At 50.8% G+C, this 21,484-nt stretch carries 22 protein-coding genes; 7 read left to right on the top strand and 15 right to left on the bottom strand.

Features of this window, described 5'->3' with window-relative positions:
- Window positions 1–179: 179 nt before the first annotated feature.
- The 6 genes from IQE94_RS15070 to phoU all read right to left on the bottom strand — a co-directional run bounded on the left by IQE94_RS15070 (window position 180) and on the right by phoU (window position 7,202).
- Window positions 180–848: a glutathione S-transferase family protein gene (locus IQE94_RS15070; protein WP_212720541.1), complete on the bottom strand. Its 669-nt coding sequence runs from the start codon at window positions 846–848 to the stop codon at window positions 180–182.
- Between the two features lies 1 nt (window position 849).
- Window positions 850–3,867, bottom strand: coding sequence for a translation initiation factor IF-2 (infB, locus tag IQE94_RS15065; protein ID WP_223342243.1), 3,018 nt, complete (start codon window positions 3,865–3,867; stop codon window positions 850–852).
- A gap of 259 nt (window positions 3,868–4,126) precedes the next feature.
- Entirely contained in the window at window positions 4,127–4,381 is a 255-nt protein-coding gene (locus IQE94_RS15060) for a YlxR family protein (RefSeq protein WP_190597250.1), read from the bottom strand.
- A gap of 73 nt (window positions 4,382–4,454) precedes the next feature.
- Complete coding sequence (gene nusA / locus IQE94_RS15055; RefSeq protein WP_223342242.1) at window positions 4,455–5,831, bottom strand: transcription termination factor NusA; 1,377 nt, start codon at window positions 5,829–5,831, stop codon at window positions 4,455–4,457.
- Window positions 5,832–5,910: 79 nt separating this feature from the next.
- Window positions 5,911–6,366, bottom strand: a complete 456-nt coding sequence (gene rimP / locus IQE94_RS15050) for a ribosome maturation factor RimP (protein WP_212720548.1) — start codon at window positions 6,364–6,366, stop codon at window positions 5,911–5,913.
- 161 nt (window positions 6,367–6,527) lie between these two features.
- Window positions 6,528–7,202, bottom strand: a complete 675-nt coding sequence (gene phoU, locus IQE94_RS15045; RefSeq protein WP_212720550.1) for a phosphate signaling complex protein PhoU — start codon at window positions 7,200–7,202, stop codon at window positions 6,528–6,530.
- A 182-nt stretch (window positions 7,203–7,384) separates the two neighbouring features.
- Between phoU and IQE94_RS15040 the strand changes: the two genes are divergently transcribed.
- Window positions 7,385–8,242: a CPBP family intramembrane glutamic endopeptidase gene (locus tag IQE94_RS15040; protein WP_212720552.1), complete on the top strand. Its 858-nt coding sequence runs from the start codon at window positions 7,385–7,387 to the stop codon at window positions 8,240–8,242.
- Here the strand turns inward: IQE94_RS15040 and IQE94_RS15035 are convergent.
- From IQE94_RS15035 to IQE94_RS15020, 4 genes are all read right to left on the bottom strand, one after another.
- Entirely contained in the window at window positions 8,239–8,634 is a 396-nt protein-coding gene (locus IQE94_RS15035) for a hypothetical protein (RefSeq protein ID WP_223342241.1), read from the bottom strand. The two genes, IQE94_RS15040 and IQE94_RS15035, sit on opposite strands and share 4 nt — an antisense overlap.
- A gap of 79 nt (window positions 8,635–8,713) precedes the next feature.
- Window positions 8,714–9,622, bottom strand: coding sequence for a geranylgeranyl diphosphate synthase CrtE (crtE, locus tag IQE94_RS15030; RefSeq protein ID WP_212720555.1), 909 nt, complete (start codon window positions 9,620–9,622; stop codon window positions 8,714–8,716).
- Between the two features lie 89 nt (window positions 9,623–9,711).
- Entirely contained in the window at window positions 9,712–11,238 is a 1,527-nt protein-coding gene (gene trpE, locus IQE94_RS15025) for an anthranilate synthase component I (RefSeq protein WP_223343233.1), read from the bottom strand.
- Window positions 11,239–11,359: 121 nt separating this feature from the next.
- Entirely contained in the window at window positions 11,360–11,785 is a 426-nt protein-coding gene (locus IQE94_RS15020; RefSeq protein WP_010871317.1) for a photosystem I reaction center subunit II PsaD, read from the bottom strand.
- 195 nt (window positions 11,786–11,980) lie between these two features.
- On the opposite strand from IQE94_RS15020, the gene nblS reads away from it, so the two are divergent.
- Window positions 11,981–13,975, top strand: a complete 1,995-nt coding sequence (nblS, locus tag IQE94_RS15015; protein ID WP_223342240.1) for a two-component system sensor histidine kinase NblS — start codon at window positions 11,981–11,983, stop codon at window positions 13,973–13,975.
- Window positions 13,976–14,059: 84 nt separating this feature from the next.
- Here nblS and IQE94_RS15010 read toward each other — a convergent pair whose 3' ends face one another.
- Window positions 14,060–15,178: an FAD-binding oxidoreductase gene (locus IQE94_RS15010; RefSeq protein ID WP_223342239.1), complete on the bottom strand. Its 1,119-nt coding sequence runs from the start codon at window positions 15,176–15,178 to the stop codon at window positions 14,060–14,062.
- A 325-nt stretch (window positions 15,179–15,503) separates the two neighbouring features.
- On the opposite strand from IQE94_RS15010, the gene IQE94_RS15005 reads away from it, so the two are divergent.
- Complete coding sequence (locus IQE94_RS15005; protein ID WP_223342238.1) at window positions 15,504–15,761, top strand: ribbon-helix-helix protein, CopG family; 258 nt, start codon at window positions 15,504–15,506, stop codon at window positions 15,759–15,761.
- Between the two features lie 44 nt (window positions 15,762–15,805).
- Here the strand turns inward: IQE94_RS15005 and IQE94_RS15000 are convergent, their stop codons facing one another.
- On the bottom strand, window positions 15,806–16,747 hold the full coding sequence (locus IQE94_RS15000; RefSeq protein WP_212720565.1) for a tyrosine-type recombinase/integrase: 942 nt from the start codon (window positions 16,745–16,747) through the stop codon (window positions 15,806–15,808).
- A 170-nt stretch (window positions 16,748–16,917) separates the two neighbouring features.
- Here IQE94_RS15000 and IQE94_RS14995 point away from each other — a divergent pair, with 170 nt between their 5' ends.
- Window positions 16,918–17,175, top strand: a complete 258-nt coding sequence (locus IQE94_RS14995) for a hypothetical protein (RefSeq protein ID WP_212720567.1) — start codon at window positions 16,918–16,920, stop codon at window positions 17,173–17,175.
- A 72-nt stretch (window positions 17,176–17,247) separates the two neighbouring features.
- Here the strand turns inward: IQE94_RS14995 and IQE94_RS14990 are convergent, their stop codons facing one another.
- Complete coding sequence (locus IQE94_RS14990; protein WP_212720569.1) at window positions 17,248–17,499, bottom strand: DUF2283 domain-containing protein; 252 nt, start codon at window positions 17,497–17,499, stop codon at window positions 17,248–17,250.
- Window positions 17,496–17,747 carry a DUF4258 domain-containing protein gene (locus tag IQE94_RS14985; RefSeq protein ID WP_212720571.1) on the bottom strand — a complete coding sequence of 84 codons (252 nt, stop codon included), beginning with the start codon at window positions 17,745–17,747 and terminating at the stop codon, window positions 17,496–17,498. Before IQE94_RS14985 ends, IQE94_RS14990 begins: the two co-directional genes overlap by 4 nt.
- A gap of 271 nt (window positions 17,748–18,018) precedes the next feature.
- Here IQE94_RS14985 and IQE94_RS14980 point away from each other — a divergent pair, with 271 nt between their 5' ends.
- Window positions 18,019–18,411: a hypothetical protein gene (locus tag IQE94_RS14980; RefSeq protein WP_212720572.1), complete on the top strand. Its 393-nt coding sequence runs from the start codon at window positions 18,019–18,021 to the stop codon at window positions 18,409–18,411.
- 66 nt (window positions 18,412–18,477) lie between these two features.
- Complete coding sequence (locus IQE94_RS14975) at window positions 18,478–19,638, top strand: FAD-dependent oxidoreductase (protein WP_212720573.1); 1,161 nt, start codon at window positions 18,478–18,480, stop codon at window positions 19,636–19,638.
- A gap of 1 nt (window position 19,639) precedes the next feature.
- On the opposite strand, the gene IQE94_RS14970 is transcribed toward IQE94_RS14975, so the two are convergent.
- On the bottom strand, window positions 19,640–20,107 hold the full coding sequence (locus IQE94_RS14970) for a phosphate-starvation-inducible PsiE family protein (protein WP_212720574.1): 468 nt from the start codon (window positions 20,105–20,107) through the stop codon (window positions 19,640–19,642).
- A 175-nt stretch (window positions 20,108–20,282) separates the two neighbouring features.
- On the opposite strand from IQE94_RS14970, the gene IQE94_RS14965 reads away from it, so the two are divergent.
- Entirely contained in the window at window positions 20,283–21,458 is a 1,176-nt protein-coding gene (locus IQE94_RS14965) for a cysteine desulfurase family protein (protein WP_223342237.1), read from the top strand.
- Window positions 21,459–21,484: the final 26 nt, after the last annotated feature.

Genomic DNA, 21,484 nt, shown 5'->3' with positions numbered 1-21,484 from the left:
AATTCCAAAAATTGTTCAGACTCTTTCCTTTAAAGCTAGCAAACCTTTGGAAAAGGGAAACAATTCCGATCTCCATGGTTGGATGTTTTTTTCTTCGCTAGGGGTAAGAAGTTGGGCTAGAACCGCAAGGAAAAAGGAGGGAGTTAAAACCCTCTGGGGCAATGGGCTGGCATCGTTCCTCAATCTAGCCCCGGTGGTAAAGGTTCTCCACAAATTAAATGCACTGACCTAATGCGCTCGAACAACCAGGGTAAGCACTCACGATAGGCCGGCAACAGTGCCAAGGGACTGAGCAAAGCGGCGGCGGTTAAATCGGCCACGGTCAACTGGTCACCGCAAAGATAGGGCCGATCCTGCCAACTAGCTAACACCTGGAACGCTAGGGCTAATCGTTTTTTGGCTAGGGCAACGGTGGTGCCATTGATGCTGTACTGACGGCGGACAATTTGAATCACGATCCGGCTGGCAAAGGACGGATCAATGGCCTTGCCTGCCCCGGCTCGGTAATCGTAATAAACAAACCGGGTTGCCGTACCAATGCTTTCATCCAACCAATCTTCTAACCATTGCGCCCTCAATCTTTGTTCAGCATCCAGGGGAAATAAACGGCGATCGGGGGAAATTTCCTCTAAAAAACGGAAAATTTCGCTGGAATCACTGATATATTCCGGTTTCCCTGGGAGTTCTGGACAAAGAACCGGCATCGTAGTGGCACCGGTCTTAGGTTTAAGTTGCAGGGCATGGATACCGGGGGTTAAATTTTTAACTCGGTAAACAATTCCCTTATAACCCAGAGCCAGCCTGGCTTTGCGGCAATAGTGGGAAGTGCTGAATTGGAGCAACAACATCCTAGGTAGCCAATGTGCGACGCTTCATGGTCATTTCATAGGCTTCGATGATGTCTCCCTCTTTCCAATCGTTGAACTTGCTACAGCCAATACCGCATTCATAACCGGCATTAACTTCCCGCACGTCCTCCTTAATCCGTTTGAGGGAATCGATGTTGCCTTCAAAGACCACTTGGTCACCCCGACGCACCCGCAGGTTACGGTTCCGAATAATTTTGCCCGACTGGACGTAACAACCGGCAATGTTGCCCCGACCCACAGGGAAGACTGCCCGCACTTCCGCCGTTCCGAGGGAAGACTCAATTTCTTCGGGATCCAATAGACCCTCCATGGCCCCCTGGATGTCATCCAGAAGCTTATAGATAATGTCGTATTCCCGAATGTCCACCCCTTCCTGGTCGGCCGCTTGACGGGCCCCACTGGCCAGGGTGGTGTTGAAGCCAATGATAATTGCTCCACTGGCGGCAGCCAGATCCACATCGGTCTCCGTTACCTCGCCAGGGGATGCCAACAGAACGCGGATCTGTACTTCCCCTTGGGGTAATTGTTCCAAGGAACCCAAAATCGCCCCCACCGAACCTTGTACGTCCGCTTTGAGGATAATATTCAATTCCTTTAGTTCCCCTTCCTGGGCCTGGGCAGAAATACTGCTGAGGGTCACCTTGCGGGAAGACATCGCCTGTTGCAAACGGGTTTGACGGTCTTCCATGGCCCGAGCTTCGGCCTGGAGACGGGCATCTTTTTCGTTGGTGAAGACCTCAAACTCATCCCCGGCGGCGGGCACATCCCCCAGACCAAGGATTTCCACTGCGAAGGAAGGACTGGCTTCTTCCACCTTGTCGCCCCGGTCGTCGATCATTGCTCGGATTTTGCCGTACACAGCCCCCACCACAATGGCATCCCCAACCCGGAGAGTACCATTTTGGATCAAGAGGGTAGCCACAGGGCCCCTGGTGCGGTCTAGGTGAGCTTCGATTACTGTACCTTTGGCTTGGCGTTGGGGGTTAGCCACCAATTCTTCTACTTCCGACACCAGCAGAATCATTTCTAGCAAGCCGTCTAGGTTATCGCCGTTGAGGGCACTGACAGGCACCATGATGGTATCTCCGCCCCATTCCTCAGCCAGGAGACCAAGTTCGGACAACTCCTGTTTAATCCGGTCGGGATTGGCTTCGGGCTTATCGACTTTGTTGATGGCCACAATTAAGGGCACGCCAGCGGCCTTGGCATGGCTAATGGCCTCTTTGGTTTGGGGTTGCACACCGTCATCGGCAGCCACCACCAGAATGGCAATGTCCGTAACCTTAGCTCCCCGGGCCCGCATGGCGGTAAAGGCTTCGTGGCCAGGAGTATCGAGGAAGACAATCTGTTCGTTCTTGTCGTTGTGCTCTACTTCGACGTGGTAAGCGCCAATGTGTTGGGTAATGCCCCCTGCTTCCCCTTGGGCTACCTTGGTTTTCCGAATAGAGTCCAACAGGGTAGTTTTACCGTGGTCTACGTGACCCATGATGGTAACCACGGGGGGACGACGTACCAGGTTATCCAGATCTGCTTCGTCGAGCATTTCTGTGGTTTTAGCAGCGGCGGCTACTTTTTCGGGGGTTTCCACTGCCACTTCAAAGGATTCGGCCACCATGCGGGCGGTTTCTTCGTCCAGGGTTTGGGTAATTTGCACCGCCACCCCTTTGAGGAAGAGCCGTTTGATGATGTCCGTTTCGGAAACCTTTAACAGATCCGCCAGATCCCGGACAGTTAAGCTCCGGTCCAACATGATCACTTCTGGTTTTTGCACCACTTCTTTCCGGTCGCGGCGATCGCCACGGTTACGGGAACTGCTGCTGCTACCACTGCTGGCTTCGGACTTGAGGGTCGGTTTCTTAACCTTGGCCACGGTGGGGGTGCTAGGTTTAGCCGCCAAGGATTTTGGTTTGGGAGGACGGGCAATGGAAAGACTGACGAGGGTGGGCTTGGGACCATTATCCCCATCTATATCCAGGTCATCGTCATCGTCGTCCATTTTGGGCCGCCGTTTGCCCTTGTTGGCCGCCTTAGCTTTATTGGCTTTTTCGTCTTCATCATCCTCCCATTGATCTGGTTTACCCAGGCGAGGAGGGGTGGGACGTTTTAGCTTCGGCTTAGGTTTTTCGGTGGAGAGCAGATCACCGTCATCGCCATCGTTATCCCCATCGCTCCCTTTACCCCGACTGAGGGGAGGAAATTCCAGCAATTCCGGTAAATTCTCGTCCTCTTCGGGCCGGGGGGGCTTGGGACGGCGCAATTCTACCTTGGGCTTGGGCGGCTCCGGGGCATTATTGGACTTAGGGGCCCCAGCAGGGATCGCCAGTTTTTCCTCTTTATCGTTATTGGCGGAGCGACTCTGACCACGGTTGTCCTTAAGACTGACAATTTCAGGGCGGTTAGCTTTGGGCTTGGCTGGAGCAGCGGGCTTGCCGGGATTAGAAGTGCGGCTGGGAGGCCCTGCTAAACGGGGAGCCGCAGCAGTTTTCTTCGCCGGGGAGCTGGGAAGAACCGGCTTACTGGGGGGCGTTTGTAGGCTGGGTACAGGGGGAGGAGTCAGGGGAGGGGGAGCACTCTTCGGGGTCTCATTAGGAATATCTTCCTGTTTCTGGACCTTCGGGGCTGGAGCTTTGGCCACGGGGGGCTGGGGCGGAGTGGGAGCCTTCGGCGCTTGGAGTTTTGGCCGGGGAGGAGGGGTGGGGCGGGCCGGAAATGCACCGCCGGATTTTTCCTGTTTGTGGTGGATTGCTAAAATCTTCTGTTGTTTGGGATCTGACTTATCCTCCTTCGACTCTGGCTTAGCGGCCACTCTAGGCTTCTTCGGTTGCTGGGGGGTGAATTTTTCGGCCGCCGCTTTGATGCGCTCCGCATCGGATTCACTAATGGTGCTGCTGTGACTTTTGGCGGCCACGTTGAGCCGTTCGCAGATGTCTAAAATATCTCGATTCTCCAGATTTAATTCTTTTGATAGGTCATAAATTCTGACTTTGGCGTTGTTCATCCACTGTCCCCCTGACTAATGATCCATAAATTTAATAAGTGACAAATTGGTTTAGGTGAGTGCAAAGACTGGGTGCACAGACAGAGCACTAACTCTTCCCAGGGGAATTGTCCCCGGGAACGCTTTGCGGAGTTGATAAGGTGAAGCCGAGATTGTAGATGGTCTTACTCCTAATGCTAACTAACGATAACTGCCGCTGGGTAAGTTTCGGCAAGAGGCATCCATGGTGGTGGATGGGGAGAGGGTTTATGGCAGGGCCTCAGGGAGTGGCGAGAAGACGAGCTTCTAGTTGCTCAAAGAGATGGCTGGGGACTGGGGCTCGGAGGGCCCGCCCCAACAGATTTTTGTGGCGAGCCTTACGCAGACAGTCATGGGTCGGACATAAATAAGCCGATCGCCCCATACCGTGATCTAATTGTACAGTTCGGGATGGATAGACTCTGACAATTCGCCAAAATTGTCGGCGATCGCCTACTTTGCGGCAACTGAGGCAACGACGGTATCCGGGGGCCATGGTCAACGGTGGGCAAGAATGGGCAAGAAATGGTCAGGACAAATTAGCGCAAAGCTGTCATTGTCAATCTTACCTAGCTTAACGCTTCTTCCTCCCCTAACTCCGCCCCTTGGTCTTGGTCTGATTCCTCCAGTTCTTCTTCCCCCCTGGCGATCGCCTCGGTAGTGGACTCCAACTCTTCTGCTTCTTCCGCTTGGAGGGCGGCCATTTCCGCTTCTAATTTAGCTTGGGCCTCCTGTTCCGCGGCTTCCCGTTCTGCCCTGGCCTGGGCCGAAGCCGCCGCCCGTTCCAAAATAGATTGTTCAATGGCCTCCTTATCCCGGGCATAGGTTTCAGGGTCTTTGATGTCAATTTTCCACCCAGTTAAACGGGCCGCCAAGCGGACATTTTGCCCCTCCTTCCCGATCGCCAAGCTGAGTTGATCCTCCGCCACAATTACCAGGGCATGGCGCTCCTCCGCATGGATGAGGTAAACCTGGTCTACCCGGGCTGGACTGAGGGCCTGGGCAATGTAGGTAGCTGGGTCTGGGGACCAACGGATCACATCAATTTTTTCTCCCCGCAGTTCATTGACCACCGCATGGATCCGGGAACCCCGGGCGCCAATGCAAGCTCCCACCGGGTCCACATCTCGCTCCAGGGTATCCACTGCAATTTTGGTGCGGGGCCCCACCGAAGGGGAAGGGGGTTTGGCTTCCCGAGCCACTGCCACGATACGCACCACCTCTTCTTCAATTTCCGGCACTTCCACACTGAAAAGGTCCACCACCAAACCAGCCGCCGCCCGGGAGACTACCAATTGGGGGCCCCGTTGGGAGCCTTCCCGTACCCGTTTGAGATACACCCGGAAAGTGGAATTAGCCCGGTAATTATCGTTGGGTAACTGCTCCCGCTTGGGCAATTCCGCTTCCACTTCTGGTTGGCCAAAACTACTCTGCACCGCCACAATGATCGATTGACGTTCAAATCGAAGGGCCCGGGCATTGAGCACTGACCCCTCCAGATCCTGGAATTCCTCTTGGATAATTTTCCGCTGTTGATCCCGCAGTTTTTGCAGTAATACCTGCTTAGTTTGAATGGCGGCCATGCGCCCAAAATCTTTCTGTTCCGGGGTCACATCCAACACCACCTCGTCCCCTAGTTGGGCTTCCTGGGCCACTTCTAGCACTTCCTTGAGGGAAATTTGTTGGTCAGAATTTTCCACTTCCTCCACAATGCGCTTGGTGGAAAGCACCCGAAAGCCCTCTTCCTCCGTGTCTAGTTCCACCTCAAAGTTATTGAAATATTCTTCGGGGAATTGGTGCCCCATCAACTGCGATCGCCGAAAACGTTCGTAGCCCTTCAATAAAGCTTCCCGTAGGGCTTCTTCCACTGCCGTGGTGGGCAAATTATTGCGCTTACTAATTTCACTGATCATGGCCGGGAGCCCCGGTAAACTGACAAGAGACATGGAAAATCCTCCAAAATATTTGCGATAAGGCTCTAGGCCGTCCCCAGAGCTAGACTGGCTAGATTCTGAGGTCAATCAATCAATGGGGTAGCCGCACCGTTAATCCCGCTGTCAGAGGAATAGCTACGGTTCTTCCCCTAATGCTCAAGTACACCGCCTCTCCATCTCGCCCCTGTAAACTCCCCTGCCATTGACTTTGACCCTGGTGGGGATTGTCACTGGTAACCACTACTTCAAACCCTTTAAAGGCAATAAAATCTCGCTCCGTGGCGAGGTAGGGGGAAATGCCTGGGCTAGAAACTTCCAACACGTAGGCGCTGGCTATTAAACTGCTTGCCTCCAATTGGGCGTCAAAGCTCCGACTAAAGGCTTCACAGTCATTTAGGCTAGTATCCTGCTGGAGATTACGGATATCAATCCGCAACACCGGTGGACGTTTATTGGTTTGGAACACCGCATCCGTCACCTCCAGCCCCAAATCCTCAGCAATGGGCTGTGCTAATGCAAGAATGTCGGGAATTACGGGATGGGTCATTGAATACAATTGGGCATAAAAAAAGCGGGGGACACCCACTTCTGGAAAAAAGTCCAAGATTGGGGCAGACCGCACCGTTGCGTGTCTACTCTCCATCTAGTTTAGCAAATCTTCGTGGCCATCAGACCGAATCTCCCCAGTCCCCAATCGATCGCCGGGCCTCATTCCCGTTTACCTGTGACGATATAGGAAACCCGTTGGGCAATGTTGGTGGCATGGTCGGCCATTCTTTCCAGGTGGCGGATAACCAGGGACATGAGCAAAATTGGCTCCACTACGCCTTTGATATCCCTCTGGAAGGCGAGGGTTTTATAAAGGCGATCGTAGGCATCATCCACCACGTCGTCCATTTTTTTGACAATTTCCCCGGCGTTGGGGTCTAGCTGGGTCAGGCAAACGAGGCTTTGGTCTAACATGTGTTGGGCTTGCCAGGCCATGGCGGCAATTTCGTCCATACAGGGATGGGGGGGGTAACGGGTCAACTTCATGGCAATTTCCCCCAAATCCTGGGCATAGTCGCCAATTCTTTCCAAGTCCCGTACCAATTGCATAATGGCGCTGAGTAGGCGTAAATCTTGGGCCACGGGGGCCTGGAGGGTGAGAAAACTGGCGCATTCCTGTTCAATATGGCGGTAGAGGCGATCAATTTCCTTTTCCAATTCGGCAATTTTGAGGGGGGTTTCCAATCTATTCTCAAACAGGGCCTGATGGCTCATGCGGAAGGATTCCTCCACCAAAGCTCCCATGCGGAGTACGTCCTGCTCCACCCGCTTGAGGGCTTGCTCAAAATAACTACGTTCGGGATTGTTAATCTGTTGGGATAAACTGGCGGCCATGGTGCAAATGGGGATGGAGAGAGCAACGGAAAAAACTGGGAGCGGGGACGGGGCATCAAGTCTGCCTAAGTATTTAACTTTGTCCAAAAGTCCCGGTTTTAATGGGTTAATTTAAGGGGCAGAATAGGACTTTATTAAGGGTTCCTAGCAACGAACCATTGAGCTTATTCAGGAAGACCCGCATGCCCAAATCCGTCGTTAATTTTAGGTTGAACGGCCAAGCCATGGCGCGGCTGGCTCCCCCATTGAGGATGGGTGTGTTCATTTTACTGTTGGCCCTTGCTTGGTTGCCGTTTTTGCTGCCCCTATCCCTGGCGATCGCCGATGCAAATTTGCGTTCCATTGTGGTGATGGGAATTTTATTTTTAATTTTCCTCGTCCTGCTAATTTTTTGGAGTCATTGGTGTTACCAAACGCCGCTGTCCCTCAAGGCCTATGGGGAGTACGGCCTGGGTTGGAACCGCCGCCAAGGATTGGAGCTATTGCGGGGGTTGGGGCTGGGTTTTGGTTTTACCTCCGGCTTGTTTATCATCCAGGCTTTATTGGGCTGGGCGGTGCTGGAACCCGCTGGCGATAGCCTCTGGGTGATTATTTTGCAGGGAAGCCTGACGGGGCTAGGGGTGGCCCTGGCGGAAGAACTCTTTTTTCGGGGCTGGTTGCTGAAGGAGTTGGACCAGGGTTACAGCAGGGGAGTTGCTCTGGGCAGTAATGCCGTTATTTTTGCTGTGCTCCATTTTCTTAAGCCCCTGGGGGAAGTAATCCGCACCCTCCCCCAATTTCCTGCATTGGTGTTGTTGGGTTTGAGCTTGGTGGTCACTAAACGCCGCCACGGCGATCGCCTGGGGCACTGCATTGGTCTCCATGGAGGATTGGTGTGGGCCTATTACATTATCAATGTGGGGCAATTGGTCAGCTATACCGATAGGGTGCCGACTTGGGTAACGGGCATTGATCAAAATCCCCTCTCTGGCGTGATGGGCATTGCCGGTCTATCCCTTTTACTCTGGCTGGTGAGCCGGGGACAGAAAGCCTCAGTTTAAACAGACTGGACCTTAACTCCGGTGACGAATTGCCGCAACTTCAATAAACTCACCGTCTGGCCCAAATTTAGGGGCAACAGGGAAATGCCTTCCAAGCGGGATTGCACCCAGCCATCGCCCCAGTACCATTCATGGAAACCGTCAATGGCTCCACTAAGTATGAGCCGCAAATGGTCGTCCCCCACCCTATCCACCGTTTGGGTTAGCGTGGCTAAACCAATGCCAGTGTGGAGGGTAACACCGGGGATTAGACGTTCTGGTAAACCTTCCCCCAGGGGCAGGGGCGCTAACCATTGGCGCAGTTGGGGAATTTTGGTTAAGCTGTCCCGAATTACCGGCGCCGCCGCTTCCACTTCAAGGCGGAGTTGACTATGTTGAAAATTTCCCAGCATGGCTAGTGTGAGTTCAGTTAATGCATTGAACAGAGCAAACTGTCCCTAGCATAACGAGAAACTAGCCCAAAGCAAGGGATCAATACTTTCGGGCAACAATATATTCGGCGATCGCCTGGAGAGGCTGGGCGGAGGGGCCAAAGGGTTCCAGGGCGGCAATGGCTTGGTCAATCAAACTTTGGGCCTGGGCCCGGGAAGCGTCCAAACCGAGCAGACTGGGATAGGTGGCCTTTTGGGCTTTGACATCTTTACCGGCGGTTTTACCCAATTCTTCCTGGGTGGCGGTGATGTCGAGGATGTCGTCCACCACTTGAAAAGCCAAGCCAATATTTTGGGCATAGTGAGCCAATCTCTGTTGTTGCTCTCCACTGGCCCCCGCCAAAATCGCGCCAGTGAGCACGGAAGCTTCCAGTAACGCTCCGGTTTTATGGGTGTGGATAAAAGTTAAAGTTTCCGGCGTAATGTCTGTGCGTCCCTCCGATTCGAGATCTAGGACTTGACCCCCCACTAAACCGGCAGCACCCACGGTGCGACCTAAACGGGCAATAACCTGGAGTAAAGCTTGGGGATCGGCTTGGGGTGTATGGGTGACCACATACTCAAACGCATATGCTAGCAGTCCATCCCCGGCCAAAATGGCAATGTCTTCCCCGTACACCTTATGATTAGTGGGTTTCCCCCGGCGAAAATCGTCATTATCCATGGAGGGCAAATCGTCATGGATGAGGGACATGGTATGAATCATTTCCAGGGCACAGGCCGTGGGCAGAGCCAGGGCTTCATCGCCATCACATAGTTCACAGGCCGTAATGCATAGGATAGGGCGCAGTCGTTTCCCCCCCGCCAAGAGAGAGTAGCGCATGGCTTCGTAAATCTTTTCGGGGCGGGCGATCGCCAGGGAACTGTCTAGGGCTGCCTCGACTACGCCTTTTTTAACTTGTAAGTATTGGGCTAAATCAAAGTCGGTTCGTGTTTGTTGGGCAACCATACTGTCACTGGATACTAAATAACGGTGTTGGGCAATGGCCGGGGGCGGCAACTACGGCCCATTTTACAGGTAGGGGTGATGGAAGAAACCTAGGATAAGGCACGAATGGCTTCCAAGAGGCCCCGGGCTTTATTGAGGGTTTCTTCGTACTCCTTTTGGGGATCGGAATCCGCCACAATGCCCGCTCCGGCCTGCACCGACACCCGATGGGTTCCATCCGCCTGTTCCTGCACCACCATGGTGCGAATGGCGATCGCCGTGTTTAATTGCCCTTCAAAATCGTAATAACCATAGACCCCAGAGTAGGGCCCCCGCCGTTCCGGTTCCAGTTCATTAATAATTTCCATAGCCCGGATTTTGGGCGCACCACTGACAGTGCCAGCGGGAAAACAGGCCTTCAACAGATCCCAGGCTGTTTTATCGGCAGCCATTTCCCCAATGACGTTACTGACAATGTGCATGACATGGGAGTAGCGTTCAATCACCATGAGCTCATCCACTATCACGGAACCCTGGACACAGACACGCCCTAAATCGTTGCGCCCTAGGTCTACTAGCATGACGTGTTCGGCAATTTCCTTGGGATCATTGAGCAATTCTTCCGCTAACTGTTCATCCTCTAGGGGGATTGTGCCCCTGGGTCTAGTACCCGCAATGGGCCTAACCGTAGCTACGAGTTTCCCGTCCGGTTGCCGCTCCGCCTTCACCATGACCTCCGGACTGGAGCCAATAATTTGCCAATGGCCAAAGTTGTAATAGGCCATGTAGGGGGAAGGGTTAATCAGCCGTAGGGAACGATATAGTTGAAAGGGATCATCCCGATAAATAGTAGAAAGTCTTTGGGAAAGCACCACCTGGAAAATATCCCCCGCAGTGATGTAATCCTTAGCAGTGGTCACTTCCTCTAAAAATTTGCCCCGTTCCGTATTGCTAGCGTAGTGCAGTTCTTTGCCCTGAAGCTGTCCTGGGCTCAATAACTCTAGAGGGGTAGCATCGGGGGGCAGGGGCAGTTGCAATTGCAGAACCAATTTGGTCACCCGTTGACAGGCCGCTTGATAGGCGGCTTCAAGATCCACGTTCTCTCCCCGTAGATCCGCAAAGGCGATCGCCCAAATTTTGCGTTTTACCTGGTCAAAAATCAGCAGATGATCCACCTGCATCCAAATGCCGTCTGGTAGGTCTTGCGGCTGGGGTTCATAAACGGGAACTCTGGGTTCCATCCAGCGAATCAACTCATAGCCCCAAACCCCAAACAACCCACCAATGCCTGGAGGTAACTGGGGTAAATTCACCGGGCGAATTGATTCCAAACATTGGGACAAAATATCTAGGGGATTACCCTCAAATGTCTGCTTCTGGCCATCCCGCCAAACTAAATTGGTTACCGTCCCCCTGGCTTCCAATACCCACATGGGGTCACAACCAAGGAAGCTATAGCGGCCAATATTTTCTCCCCCTTCCACCGACTCCAACAGAAAATTGTAGGGTTGGGTGGAGCAAACTTTATACCAGGCTGAAACTGGTGTTTCTAAATCCGCCACCCATTCTTGATACACCGGAATAAAATTGCCCTGTTGGGCGAGTTCAGTGAAGTGAGAAAACCCAGGGGAAATCATAAAACCTTTGCCAACAGTGAAAGAGCGAACTGTCAAAGGTTCAGTGGTGCCTTTAACAAATTCGCCCGTTAGTTAAACTTCTGCCAATTGTGCAAGTTCCGCAAGCAAATATCGCCAGGAACTAAACCTCGTAGGGGGCTTTACCGGAGAACTTGATGGTTACAGGTTCTGGATTTTGGCCAATGCGACGGGTTTTGGTACCTTGGGCTTCCCGACCTTCGTTGACTTTTTCAGGGAAAACGCCATCGGCAGGGTGCAGGTATTGAACTTCACCGCTGGGATAAACACGGTAAATTTTGTAGTCTTGAATTTTGGGTTTAAATTTTGTCCGTAGCTGGGTCCCCAGGGCTAAACATTGTTCTTTACGGGCCAGATAAAGGAGATTTTCCCCTTCATTCATGATGGCTGCGCCGCCGGTGGGCATTTCAAAAACTTGTTCAGAGGCGCTGGTCCAGGTGATGGCATACTTTTCTTCCCGGTTGGCTTTGGAGAGAAGTCCACCAGTGCTGCCACCGAATTTAGGCGGTTGTCCAGAGAGTTCTGTCATAGGGATGAAAATGGAATTTCATAAGGTATTTTAGGGAATCCTACCACTGACCTACGGTTACCATCTGGCTTTGTCAAGAACTGTAACATTTCAGCAAATTTTGTCCCCCGCTGCACCGGGTAGGGGATCTCTGTTAGAACGCCTAGTAGGTTGGTGTAATCAAGATAGAATCATAGGAGTTTTGGCAAGGAGATTATGGGGACTTCTGTGTCCAATCCGACGGCAATTTTACAGACCCTGCAGGTTTTTCTGCAGAAATGGTGGTCTGAGTTTAACCTGCAAACCCGGTTGATGGCGGCGGCCACCTTGGTAGTGTCCCTATTGATGAGTGGGCTAACTTTTTGGGCGGTGAATACTATCCAAGAGGATGCTCAGTTGGTGGATACTCGTTTTGGCCGGGATGTGGGTTTGTTGTTGGCGGCCAATGTTGCCCCGATGATTGCCGATAAAAATTTGACGGAAGTGGCCCGGTTTTCCAGTCGCTTTTACGAAAATACCTCTAATCTCCGCTACATGATCTATGCTGACCCCTCCGGCAAGATCTTTTTTGGCATTCCCTATTCCGAAGAAACTGTCCAAAACTCCCTCACCCTAGAGCGGCGCATCGAATTGCCCCAGATTGATCCCCACAACTTTGACCAGCCCTTTGTGCGGCAACACCACACCCCCAATGGCGATGTCACTGATGTCTTCATTCCCCTGCAATACCAGGGCAAGTCCCTCGGAGTTCTGGCGATCGGCATTAACCCCAACCCCGCTGCGGTCAACTCTTCCAACTTAACCAGGGATGTGACTATTGCTGTTTTTATTTCTATCTGGGTGATGGTAATTCTCGGGGCTGTATTCAATGCCCTCACCATTACCCAACCGATTAAGGAATTATTGCTGGGGGTAAAGAACATCGCCGCCGGCAACTTTAAGCAGAGAATTACCCTGCCCTTCGGAGGGGAATTGGGGGAATTAATTGTTAACTTCAACGAGATGGCGGAGAGGCTGGAGCGTTATGAAGCCCAAAACATTGAAGAGTTAACTGCGGAAAAAGCAAAACTGGATACCCTTGTTTCCACGATCGCCGATGGGGCCATGTTGGTAGATACAAACTTAGAACTATTGTTGGTCAATCCTACTGCTCGTCGTTTATTTGCCTGGGAAAATAAGTCCATCATTGGCGAAAATTTACTGGAAAATTTGCCACCGGAAATTACTGCCCAACTGACCCAACCCCTGAGGGAATTGGCCGCTGATCAGGGAAGCCTGCTGTTTGCACCTGGCCATAGGCCCCAAGAAGAAGAGGAACAGGATAAAACCTACGCCCCGGAAGAATTTCGCATTAGCCTCACCCAGCCGTTTCCCCGCACCATTCGTCTGATGTTGACCCAGGTGTTGGATCAAAATAGGGAAAATTTACGGGGCATTGTCATGACGGTGCAGGACATTACCAGGGAAGTGGAATTAAATGAGGCCAAAAGTCAGTTCATCAGTAATGTTTCCCATGAACTACGTACTCCCCTATTCAACATCAAATCCTTCATTGAAACCTTGAGTGAGTTTGGGGAGGATTTGAGTGAAGTGGAGCGCAAAGAATTTCTAGAAACCGCTAACCACGAAACCGATCGCCTGAGCCGATTGGTCAACGATGTGTTGGATTTATCCCGGCTGGAATCCTCAAAAATTTACCAGTTGGATGCGGTGGATCTGCACCAATTAATTGAGCAAAGTTTACGTAGTTACCAACTCAACGCTAAGGACAAACAACTACAGTTAGAAAAAATCTTGGATCCGGATCTACCCCTGGCCCTGGGCAACTACGACCTACTACTGCAGGTAATGACCAATTTAATTGGCAATTCCTTTAAATTCACTAAAGCTGGGGGGAAAATTATTGTCCGGGCCTATGCCCTCCACCGCAGTAACCTCCGGCCGGAAGATGGCCCAGGGCTAGTACGGGTGGAAATTTCCGACACTGGCATCGGCATTGACCCAGAGGATCAAGCGGCTATTTTTGAGCGTTTCTTTCGGGTGGAAAATCGGGTCCACACTCTAGAAGGTACGGGGTTGGGGCTTTCCATTGTCAAAAACATCATCGCCAAACACCAAAGCCAAATCCATTTGGTCAGTGAGGTGGGGGTAGGTACCACCTTTTGGTTCGATCTGGCGGTATATCAATCCATGTTGATGGTGGTGGGCTAGCTTCTTCTTTGGCGGCGCTAGTTTAAACGCAAAATTTATGCCCAAGTTCTCTCCGGTCCGTGGTTTTGAGCGATCTATCGATCTTTAGGTTAGTTTTGCTTTTAACCAAGTTTTTGCTTCCTGGGCTGTGCCTGGGGCAAGGAGCACACCATTGCGGTAATGGCCAGTCGCCAAGAGAACATTGTCATAGCCATCGAGGGGGCGGATTACCGGCGCACTTTCCCCCACTGGTCGAGGACGTTTCCCACTCCAATAATTAATGATTTCTGCCCGTTCTAAAAATGGATAATAAGAGATCGCCTGTTGCCAAAGGTTTTCCCTTAGTTCAGTATTAGGTTCTCCGTTGGGACAGTCAGTGGGAAATTCGACGGTGGCTCCCAACCAAAATTGGCCATTAGCCAGGGGGACGAGGTGAATATCTTCTGTGGTCAAGACCGATCGCCAAAGGGAATGGTGGAGTGGATTATCGGCGTCGGCAAATTGCAGTAGAAAGGCTTGGCCAATCACTGGCTGTAACTGTAATGGTTGATCATTACTATTTTTATTGGTCACCAAAGGATCACTGCCCAGGCCAGCGGTGACGATAACGTAGTCCACCGGAAAGTCATCTTGGCCAGCTTGCAGACTCTGGCAATTTCCACTAGCAGTGGCCGGAGGCAGAGGATGAACAGCTTGCTGGAAATGGCAACGCACTCCCTGTTGTTGAGCCGCTTCAATCAACCTTTGGGTGAGGGCTTGGGGCTGAATTTGCCAATCCCAGGGGGAATAGATTGCCCCTGCCATGGCCTCGTAACGCAAAGACCAACCTGATAGTTTCTGTTCAACTTCCGCCTTCGTCCATAACTCCAGGGGATAGCCCTGACTCTGACGCACAGTTTGCAGTTGTTGCCAGCGGGGCCAATCCGCTTCCAGCAAGATTTTCACTAACCCTTGGCGATCGCCGGCAATGGTTTTGCCTGTAGCCGCTTCTAGTTCGGGTAAAAGGGTGCGGTATCTCTGTAAACTCTGTTCCCGCAAGCGCCAACCCCGGCCCTTGGTTTTCTGACTAATAACCGCCATCAAAATACCGAGGGCCGCTCCGGTTGCTCCTTGGGCTGGCTCCTGGGCATCAAACAGGTCAATGGTTAACCCTGGCATGAGGCTTAGTTCGTAGGCAATGGTAGCCCCCACAACCCCAGCCCCCACAATGGCTATTTTTGGCATTGGTGAACTTGGCTGCTGCTGAAAATCTGATCATAGGGGAAAATTTCAAGTTTTGCTCTCACTCTAAAACACCTTTTACCCCGTCTCCCAGAAAATAACTGCATCCTATCCCGTGTCACGGCAATAAATTTCAAAATATTTTTTAGCTTCTAGAGTCTTTTAAACTATAAATTCTTGAGTTATAAAGTTTAGGTATTTAGCATTCCAGGTATCTCGACTACTAGACAATAAAGTTGCTAAAATACTTTAAACTGAGAAACTAGTAATTGCAGCAATCAATTAAGCTAAGGTTAAAGTAATGCTAAATTCTAGCACTGTAAACCCCATGGGCAAAATCAGCAAAAATTTTTCCACCAAACAAACCACCATCCGCCTAGAGAGCAAGCTCATGGAGCGGATTAGTAAGCTCTGTGCCAAGGAAGGTTTAAGCAGAGAAGTTTTATTTGAGGCTTTATTTGAGCACTATCTGGAAGACAAGGAGGCCTGGGCTACAATTCTGGAGCAGGCCAAGCAAAAAGCTGAATTTCGTCAGGTGATCGCCAATCATAAGCGGGCAAAAACGATGATGGAAAAGTTTGGCTAGTAAAATTGAGAGAATTGCCAGAATTTTCCAGTAAATCAACAAATTTAAAGCAAATCTGCCAAAATATCAGTAATTTGAGCTTGGTGCTGGTGACGGTTATCGTCGTAGATCATCAGGGTATTTAAATTGCTGTGGCGGCTTAGTTTTTGCACTTTACGAGTGTCCCCATTGGTAGCTTCTAGGGCGGCGGTGATGGCACTGTGACGCACTCGATGGGGGCTCATAACTTTATTGATACCAGCTAATTCTGCACTAGTGCGGACGATGTTATAGATGGCGTTGCCGCTGAGACGATGGCCAAAAGTTGCCCGGTCGAGGGTGCAAAATAGGGGCTCATTTTTAGGGCGGGGGCCAATGGCAGTTAACCATTGGTTGATTAAAGTAGTGCCTTTAACGCTGAGGGTGATGGCCTGTTTGCCTAATTTTCCTTTGCCTTTAATGAGTAATTGGCGCTCCGTTGGTTGATAGTCCCCTAGGTTAAGAGCGCAAACTTCCGCCCGTCGGAGGGCATTGTCCCAGAGCAAACGCAGAATAGCTAAATCCCGCTTACCTTTGAGGGAATCAGGGGCAATGTGGTCGGTAATTTGCTTGAAGGAAGTGGGGCTAACTCCGGTGGTGTCCCGATAGGTTTCTGCCTTTAAACCTTCCACATCTTCTAGGGTGTACTGGCATTTGCCTACCCGGCGGGCATAGTTCACTAAGCTTTTAATTGCCGCCAATCGCACGTTAATGGTGGCTGGTTTCAATTCTCTTTCCAATAATTCCGCTCGATAGCGTAAAACCATGGCGATCGCCTCGAAGTGATCCAAGCTCAAAAACCAAGCAATGACATCTGGAGATGGTTCTTCCCCGGCCATGGTGAGGAAAAAATCCTTTAACGCTTTGGCATAGGTCCTCCGGGTATTGGGCGATCGTTTATCCCGCAGTAGTTCTTCGAGAATGTTTGGATTAAGCCCGGATAAATTGGCAGGGGAAGGGAGAAACATAGGGGGGAAGTTGTTATTTTATTCTTGCTCTTTAACCATCAAATAAAGCTCGGTAATCCGACGGCAGTCGTGGGACTTACTCTGATCCGTTACCCTAAAAGCAGAAAAGGAGAAGCCGCAAACTCCCCCTTTCCAATCAAAAAAATTGAACTTTAAAGGAAGTGTAACCCATGGCTGAAATGGACAGTCCAAGGTTTTATGATTTGTTTCGCAAGGTAGCCAGCTTAGAAAAGCGATTAACCAAGCTAGAGGATGGGCATCAACAACTGGATAACATCCTTGACCCGACTGGCTGGATAGGGGAAGCGTTTGATTTACAGGAGCAAGATCTGGAGGCTATCAAAGCTGAGATTAAAGCATTACAGACGGAAGTAAATGGCAAGTTGGATGCGATTCTGACTCACCTAACCGGATTTAGCAAAGACTAATGGCAAGCACCCTTAAACCACCGCAACCCTTGCCAAAGCCGGGGATTTTTATTTGGGGGAATGTCAGGAAGATTAGGCGATCGCCAATTTGGGCAACCATTCTTGAAGTCGTGCCAAGGCAGATTGCGAGAGTAAAGGCTTTAGTTTCTGAAAATCATTAGGGTTTATCGTCTTAACTCCCAAAAGCTCTACAGCGATCACATTATTATCTTGGTCATAGTCCACAATAATGCCGTCTGCAATTTCTTCAGAGTCAATACCCGGTTTATCTGCCAGCCGGAAGTAGGCTGAATCAACTTCGGGGTCATATTCGATGTTGTTCATTTTTTAAATCTCCTGTCAAAAAAGACTGTCACAACTACAGGTGGTTGCTTATCTGGGTTGTAAACCACTCTTAAAGCTCTGTTGTCGCACTCAGGGATACGTTTCCATTTTCGGACAGTATTTGTCCTCTCGTCTATGTCGGAATAGTCCGGGTCAGTTAGCACCTGATCAATCCATTCCCTCTTAATATTTGACCTTTCTGGTTTCTGAAGTTCATTTCTAGCATGATTTGACAGAACGTAATCCAAGGTACCGACCTACCCGCATGATCCATTGTTTTTCCTCAGATTAAGTATAGGAGCAAGCTTTCTGATCCTTACTGGTGCTTCCTAACAAACTCAGCCACATTTACCCCTAGTTTATGGTGAAAGTCAAGGATGCGGAAACATCCATTATCACATTCTTAGTATAAGATAGCCCCCAGACAGTAAAGGTTCCAGCCCACTAAATCCACACCGGAGCAAGGCTAGGGGTAGAATTGCCAGGAAAGAGAATTATCCCCCCTTTAATTGTTTGCCCATGGCCATCGTTATTAATTACCGTTCTCCGATCGCCGTCCTTGGTGCCTGCCTATGTCTCTCGGCGATCGCCCCCGCCCAAGCTGTGCCCCTGCAGTCCCCTATATTGGTTAGCCAAACCCAACTACTGCCACCGCCCCCCACTAGTCCCAATCCGGTACCGGACCCAAGTGCGTTGAGCTTTACCCCCAATGCCAGTTCCTACCGGGTGATGGCCCTAGTTACCTCTCCAGTAGAAGAACAACAGGTTAAAGCCGCTTATCCGGGGGCCTTTTTTACCACCTTCAATGGGCAACGGCTATTACAAGTTGGTAGTTTTAGCGACCCCCTTAACGCTCAACAGGCGGCCTTGAGTTTGCAAAATTTGGGACTAGAAACAGTGATTAATCCCTAGGTTGATGGACGGTTCCATCTTTCAATTCCCTGGGGGCGATCGCCTGTTACCAGTTAAAGGTCAACTATGTATCAGTTAGTGATTATCGGGGCCAGTCCAGAGGGGTTAGCGGCGGCCCATAGCTGCGTCGAGCAATATCCCGCAGCCAGAATTGCCCTAGTCACCCACGGTTGGGAACGGGGTTGGTCTGGCGATCGCGATGGGGAGTTAGCGGAGGAAAAATTTTGGGAACAGTTACGCTTACTAGCGGCCCAGGCCGTGGATATGGTAGTGGGAGAGGGGACTTTTTTACAAGCACCAGCGGGATTGCTATATCAAACCAAAGAGCGGACGTTAGAGGGGGAAAGTTATTTACTTACCAGCGGCAAAGTTGATGAGGAAAACTTTAATCGCTTCAGTGACACTCCCCAACAGTGGGCCATAGTGGGGGCCTTGCCGGAAAATCTGGTTTTAGCCCAGGAGTTAACCAAGCTGAGTCATAGGGTCACCATCCTGAGTCGCAATAGTCAGTTATTACCGGGGGAAGACCGGGAAATGGCGGCCCTTCTGCAAACCTATTTGGCAAGTTTAGGCATTGAATTTTGGTTTAATTGTAGTAATTTTATCCGGCACTATGACCAAGGTAATTGCACTTATCGCCTCCAATTTAACCATGGTTACGAGGGGGCTAGTCATCACCTCACTGTGGATAATTTCCATTCCAAGGAGCGATCGCCGCAGTACCGAGATCTACTCGCCAATCTGCCGGAACTAAACCCCAATGGCAGCCAAGGGCAAGGTTCTTACCTGATGGTGAACCAAAACTTGCAAACCGCCCATGGGCAAATTTATGCCTGTGGTAACTGGTTAAAAGGCTACCGTTGTGCCCCCATGGCCCAACAAGAAGCCAAGTATGTGGTTCACCAGCTTTTGGGCAAGAATACTACCCCGATTAACTACGGTCAAATGCCCTTTACCATCGACCTATCCCCTCTGTGGTATCGCATCGGCAACCCCGCCGCCCCCCAGAAAATCGTCCGGGGCTTTGAACCCTACAGCGACCACTGTGACCTACGGGGAATGTATAAATTGGCATTAGATTCCCATGACCGGATTATCAGCGCCCACTGGTTTGGGCCACGGGCCCGGGAAAGTATGGCTTTACTACAACTGGCGATCGCCAAGGGGATTAGTTGGTCGGAATTGAAACCCTTGCCCCTGTGGGAAAATTGTCAAACTTTGTACTAAGTTAATGCTTAATATTAACATTCAATCTTTTAATCATCCAAAAGCTCGTCGCCAAACACAAAATCGCGAAGCCCAGAGCCAATAAATCTAAGCCTTCATATTTGCTGAAGTCAAAAATAATAATTTTCCTGGCTACGGCAATTATCGCCGTCACAATCACCAGTTCCACCTGGATGACATTATCCTTCAAATAAACGGTGATATTTTCCAATAATTCTAGGGCGATCAATATATTTAAAAATAAACCAAAAATCTCGATTAAAGTTCTACTAAAAAAGCCAAAGGGTTCCCCCCGTAATTCGATAACTAGCACCTTAAAGAGGTCGAACACAGCAACAAAAACCACTACCATCAGGCAAATGGCTAATAACTTAGAAACTAGCTTCTCAAAACTACGTAACACCGACAAAAATAGTAAGTCTTGATCCTTAGATAATATTAATCTGATGTATCTGTGGATTGGTTTCATGGAGGGGTAGCAGGCAATAACAAAGGTCTCGCCATATTTTATCGGCAATGATCAGCCAAAATTTGCCCAGTTTGTAATGATGATTATTGCTTAAGCGATCGCCGGAGGGGTAGGGAAGATTACAATGGGGTTAATCCCATAGGAAGAGCGTTATCCGTTACCTGATCAATGTGCCATGAAAATTTACCTCGATTACAGTGCCACCACTCCGCCCCGGCAAGAGGTAAAGGCCGCAGTGCAAAATTTTTTGGATCAAAGTTGGGGCAATCCCGCTAGTCTGCACCATTGGGGGAACCGGGCCGCCCTCGCCCTGGAAACCGCTCGTTTGCAAGTGGCCCAATTGCTCAACGCTGGCCACGCCGACAGCATCGTTTTTACCTCCGGTGGCACCGAAGCTAACCATCTGGCTCTGTTTGGGGTCACCCGCAATTACCCCAGCCCCCAACATGTAATCATTTCCACTGTGGAACACTCGGCGATCGCCGCACCGGTGCGATGGTTAGAAAACCAAGGTTGGCAAGTAACTCGCCTAGGGGTAAATGCCCAGGGTCGGGTCAATCCGGCCGCATTAGCCGAGGCCATCCAAAGCAATACGGTGCTAATTTCCGTCATCTATGGCCAAAGTGAAGTGGGCACCCTCCAACCCATTGAAGAATTGGGACGCATTGCCCGACAACGACATATTCCCTTCCACACCGATGCAGTACAGGTGGCGGGGCGCTGTCCAGTGGACGTGAAACATTTACCGGTGGATCTCCTCTCCCTCTCCAGCCACAAACTCTACGGCATCCAAGGCGCTGGCGCTTTATACATCCATCCCGACCTGGCCATTGGCCCTCTGCTTATGGGAGGCGGCCAAGAACAGGGTTTACGATCCGGAACTCCTCCCCTGCCGGCCATTGTTGGTTTGGGGGTGGCCGCCGAGTTGGCCCAAGGGGAATTGGCCGAGGAAATGACTAGGCTACAAACCCTGCGGGACTGTTGCTTTGATTTACTGGCCGATTGTGAATTTTTGACCCCCACTGGTGATCGCCTTTATCGGTTGCCCCATCACGTTAGCTTTGTCGTCCAATCGAGCCGTTATTGCACTGCCGGACTGACGGGGAAACAATTAGTGCGGGCTTTGAACCGGGAAGGCATTGCCATTAGTGCCGGGGCCGCCTGTAATTCCGGTAAACTCAATCCCAGTCCGGTACTGTTAGCCATGGGATATCAAGAACAGCAGGCCCTAGCTGGTATTCGGCTCACCTTTGGTCGGGAAACTACCATGGCTGATATTGAAGTGACAGCCCGGACCATTAAAGAGGTTTTTGCCCAACTTTGCCCCCAGTTAATCGGCATCCAAGGTTAGGGCACTGACTGGATTAATTTGACTGT

Origin of the sequence: Synechocystis sp. PCC 7339 (genome assembly GCF_019924095.1) — a bacterium.
Taxonomy (GTDB): Bacteria; Cyanobacteriota; Cyanobacteriia; order Cyanobacteriales; family Microcystaceae; genus Synechocystis.
The sequence above is the reverse complement of the archived record's forward strand: the minus strand, read 5'-3'. Positions and strand labels throughout refer to the sequence as shown.

Bases quoted from the DNA above. Each gene is read 5' to 3' on its own strand.
- IQE94_RS14965 (WP_223342237.1), top strand. From the start codon at position 20,283: ATGAAAATTTACCTCGATTACAGTGCCACCACTCCGCCCCGGCAAGAG.
- infB (WP_223342243.1), bottom strand. From the start codon at position 3,867: ATGAACAACGCCAAAGTCAGAATTTATGACCTATCAAAAGAATTAAAT.
- IQE94_RS14995 (WP_212720567.1), top strand. From the start codon at position 16,918: ATGGCTGAAATGGACAGTCCAAGGTTTTATGATTTGTTTCGCAAGGTA.
- IQE94_RS15035 (WP_223342241.1), bottom strand. From the start codon at position 8,634: ATGCTGGGAAATTTTCAACATAGTCAACTCCGCCTTGAAGTGGAAGCG.
- IQE94_RS14990 (WP_212720569.1), bottom strand. From the start codon at position 17,499: ATGAACAACATCGAATATGACCCCGAAGTTGATTCAGCCTACTTCCGG.
- phoU (WP_212720550.1), bottom strand. From the start codon at position 7,202: ATGGCCGCCAGTTTATCCCAACAGATTAACAATCCCGAACGTAGTTAT.
- trpE (WP_223343233.1), bottom strand. From the start codon at position 11,238: ATGATTTCCCCTGGGTTTTCTCACTTCACTGAACTCGCCCAACAGGGC.
- IQE94_RS14970 (WP_212720574.1), bottom strand. From the start codon at position 20,107: ATGAAACCAATCCACAGATACATCAGATTAATATTATCTAAGGATCAA.
- IQE94_RS15010 (WP_223342239.1), bottom strand. From the start codon at position 15,178: ATGCCAAAAATAGCCATTGTGGGGGCTGGGGTTGTGGGGGCTACCATT.
- IQE94_RS15040 (WP_212720552.1), top strand. From the start codon at position 7,385: ATGCCCAAATCCGTCGTTAATTTTAGGTTGAACGGCCAAGCCATGGCG.
- IQE94_RS15070 (WP_212720541.1), bottom strand. From the start codon at position 848: ATGTTGTTGCTCCAATTCAGCACTTCCCACTATTGCCGCAAAGCCAGG.
- IQE94_RS15020 (WP_010871317.1), bottom strand. From the start codon at position 11,785: ATGACAGAACTCTCTGGACAACCGCCTAAATTCGGTGGCAGCACTGGT.
- crtE (WP_212720555.1), bottom strand. From the start codon at position 9,622: ATGGTTGCCCAACAAACACGAACCGACTTTGATTTAGCCCAATACTTA.
- IQE94_RS15060 (WP_190597250.1), bottom strand. From the start codon at position 4,381: ATGGCCCCCGGATACCGTCGTTGCCTCAGTTGCCGCAAAGTAGGCGAT.
- IQE94_RS15005 (WP_223342238.1), top strand. From the start codon at position 15,504: ATGGGCAAAATCAGCAAAAATTTTTCCACCAAACAAACCACCATCCGC.
- rimP (WP_212720548.1), bottom strand. From the start codon at position 6,366: ATGACCCATCCCGTAATTCCCGACATTCTTGCATTAGCACAGCCCATT.
- IQE94_RS14980 (WP_212720572.1), top strand. From the start codon at position 18,019: ATGGCCATCGTTATTAATTACCGTTCTCCGATCGCCGTCCTTGGTGCC.
- nblS (WP_223342240.1), top strand. From the start codon at position 11,981: ATGGGGACTTCTGTGTCCAATCCGACGGCAATTTTACAGACCCTGCAG.
- IQE94_RS14975 (WP_212720573.1), top strand. From the start codon at position 18,478: ATGTATCAGTTAGTGATTATCGGGGCCAGTCCAGAGGGGTTAGCGGCG.
- nusA (WP_223342242.1), bottom strand. From the start codon at position 5,831: ATGTCTCTTGTCAGTTTACCGGGGCTCCCGGCCATGATCAGTGAAATT.
- IQE94_RS15000 (WP_212720565.1), bottom strand. From the start codon at position 16,747: ATGTTTCTCCCTTCCCCTGCCAATTTATCCGGGCTTAATCCAAACATT.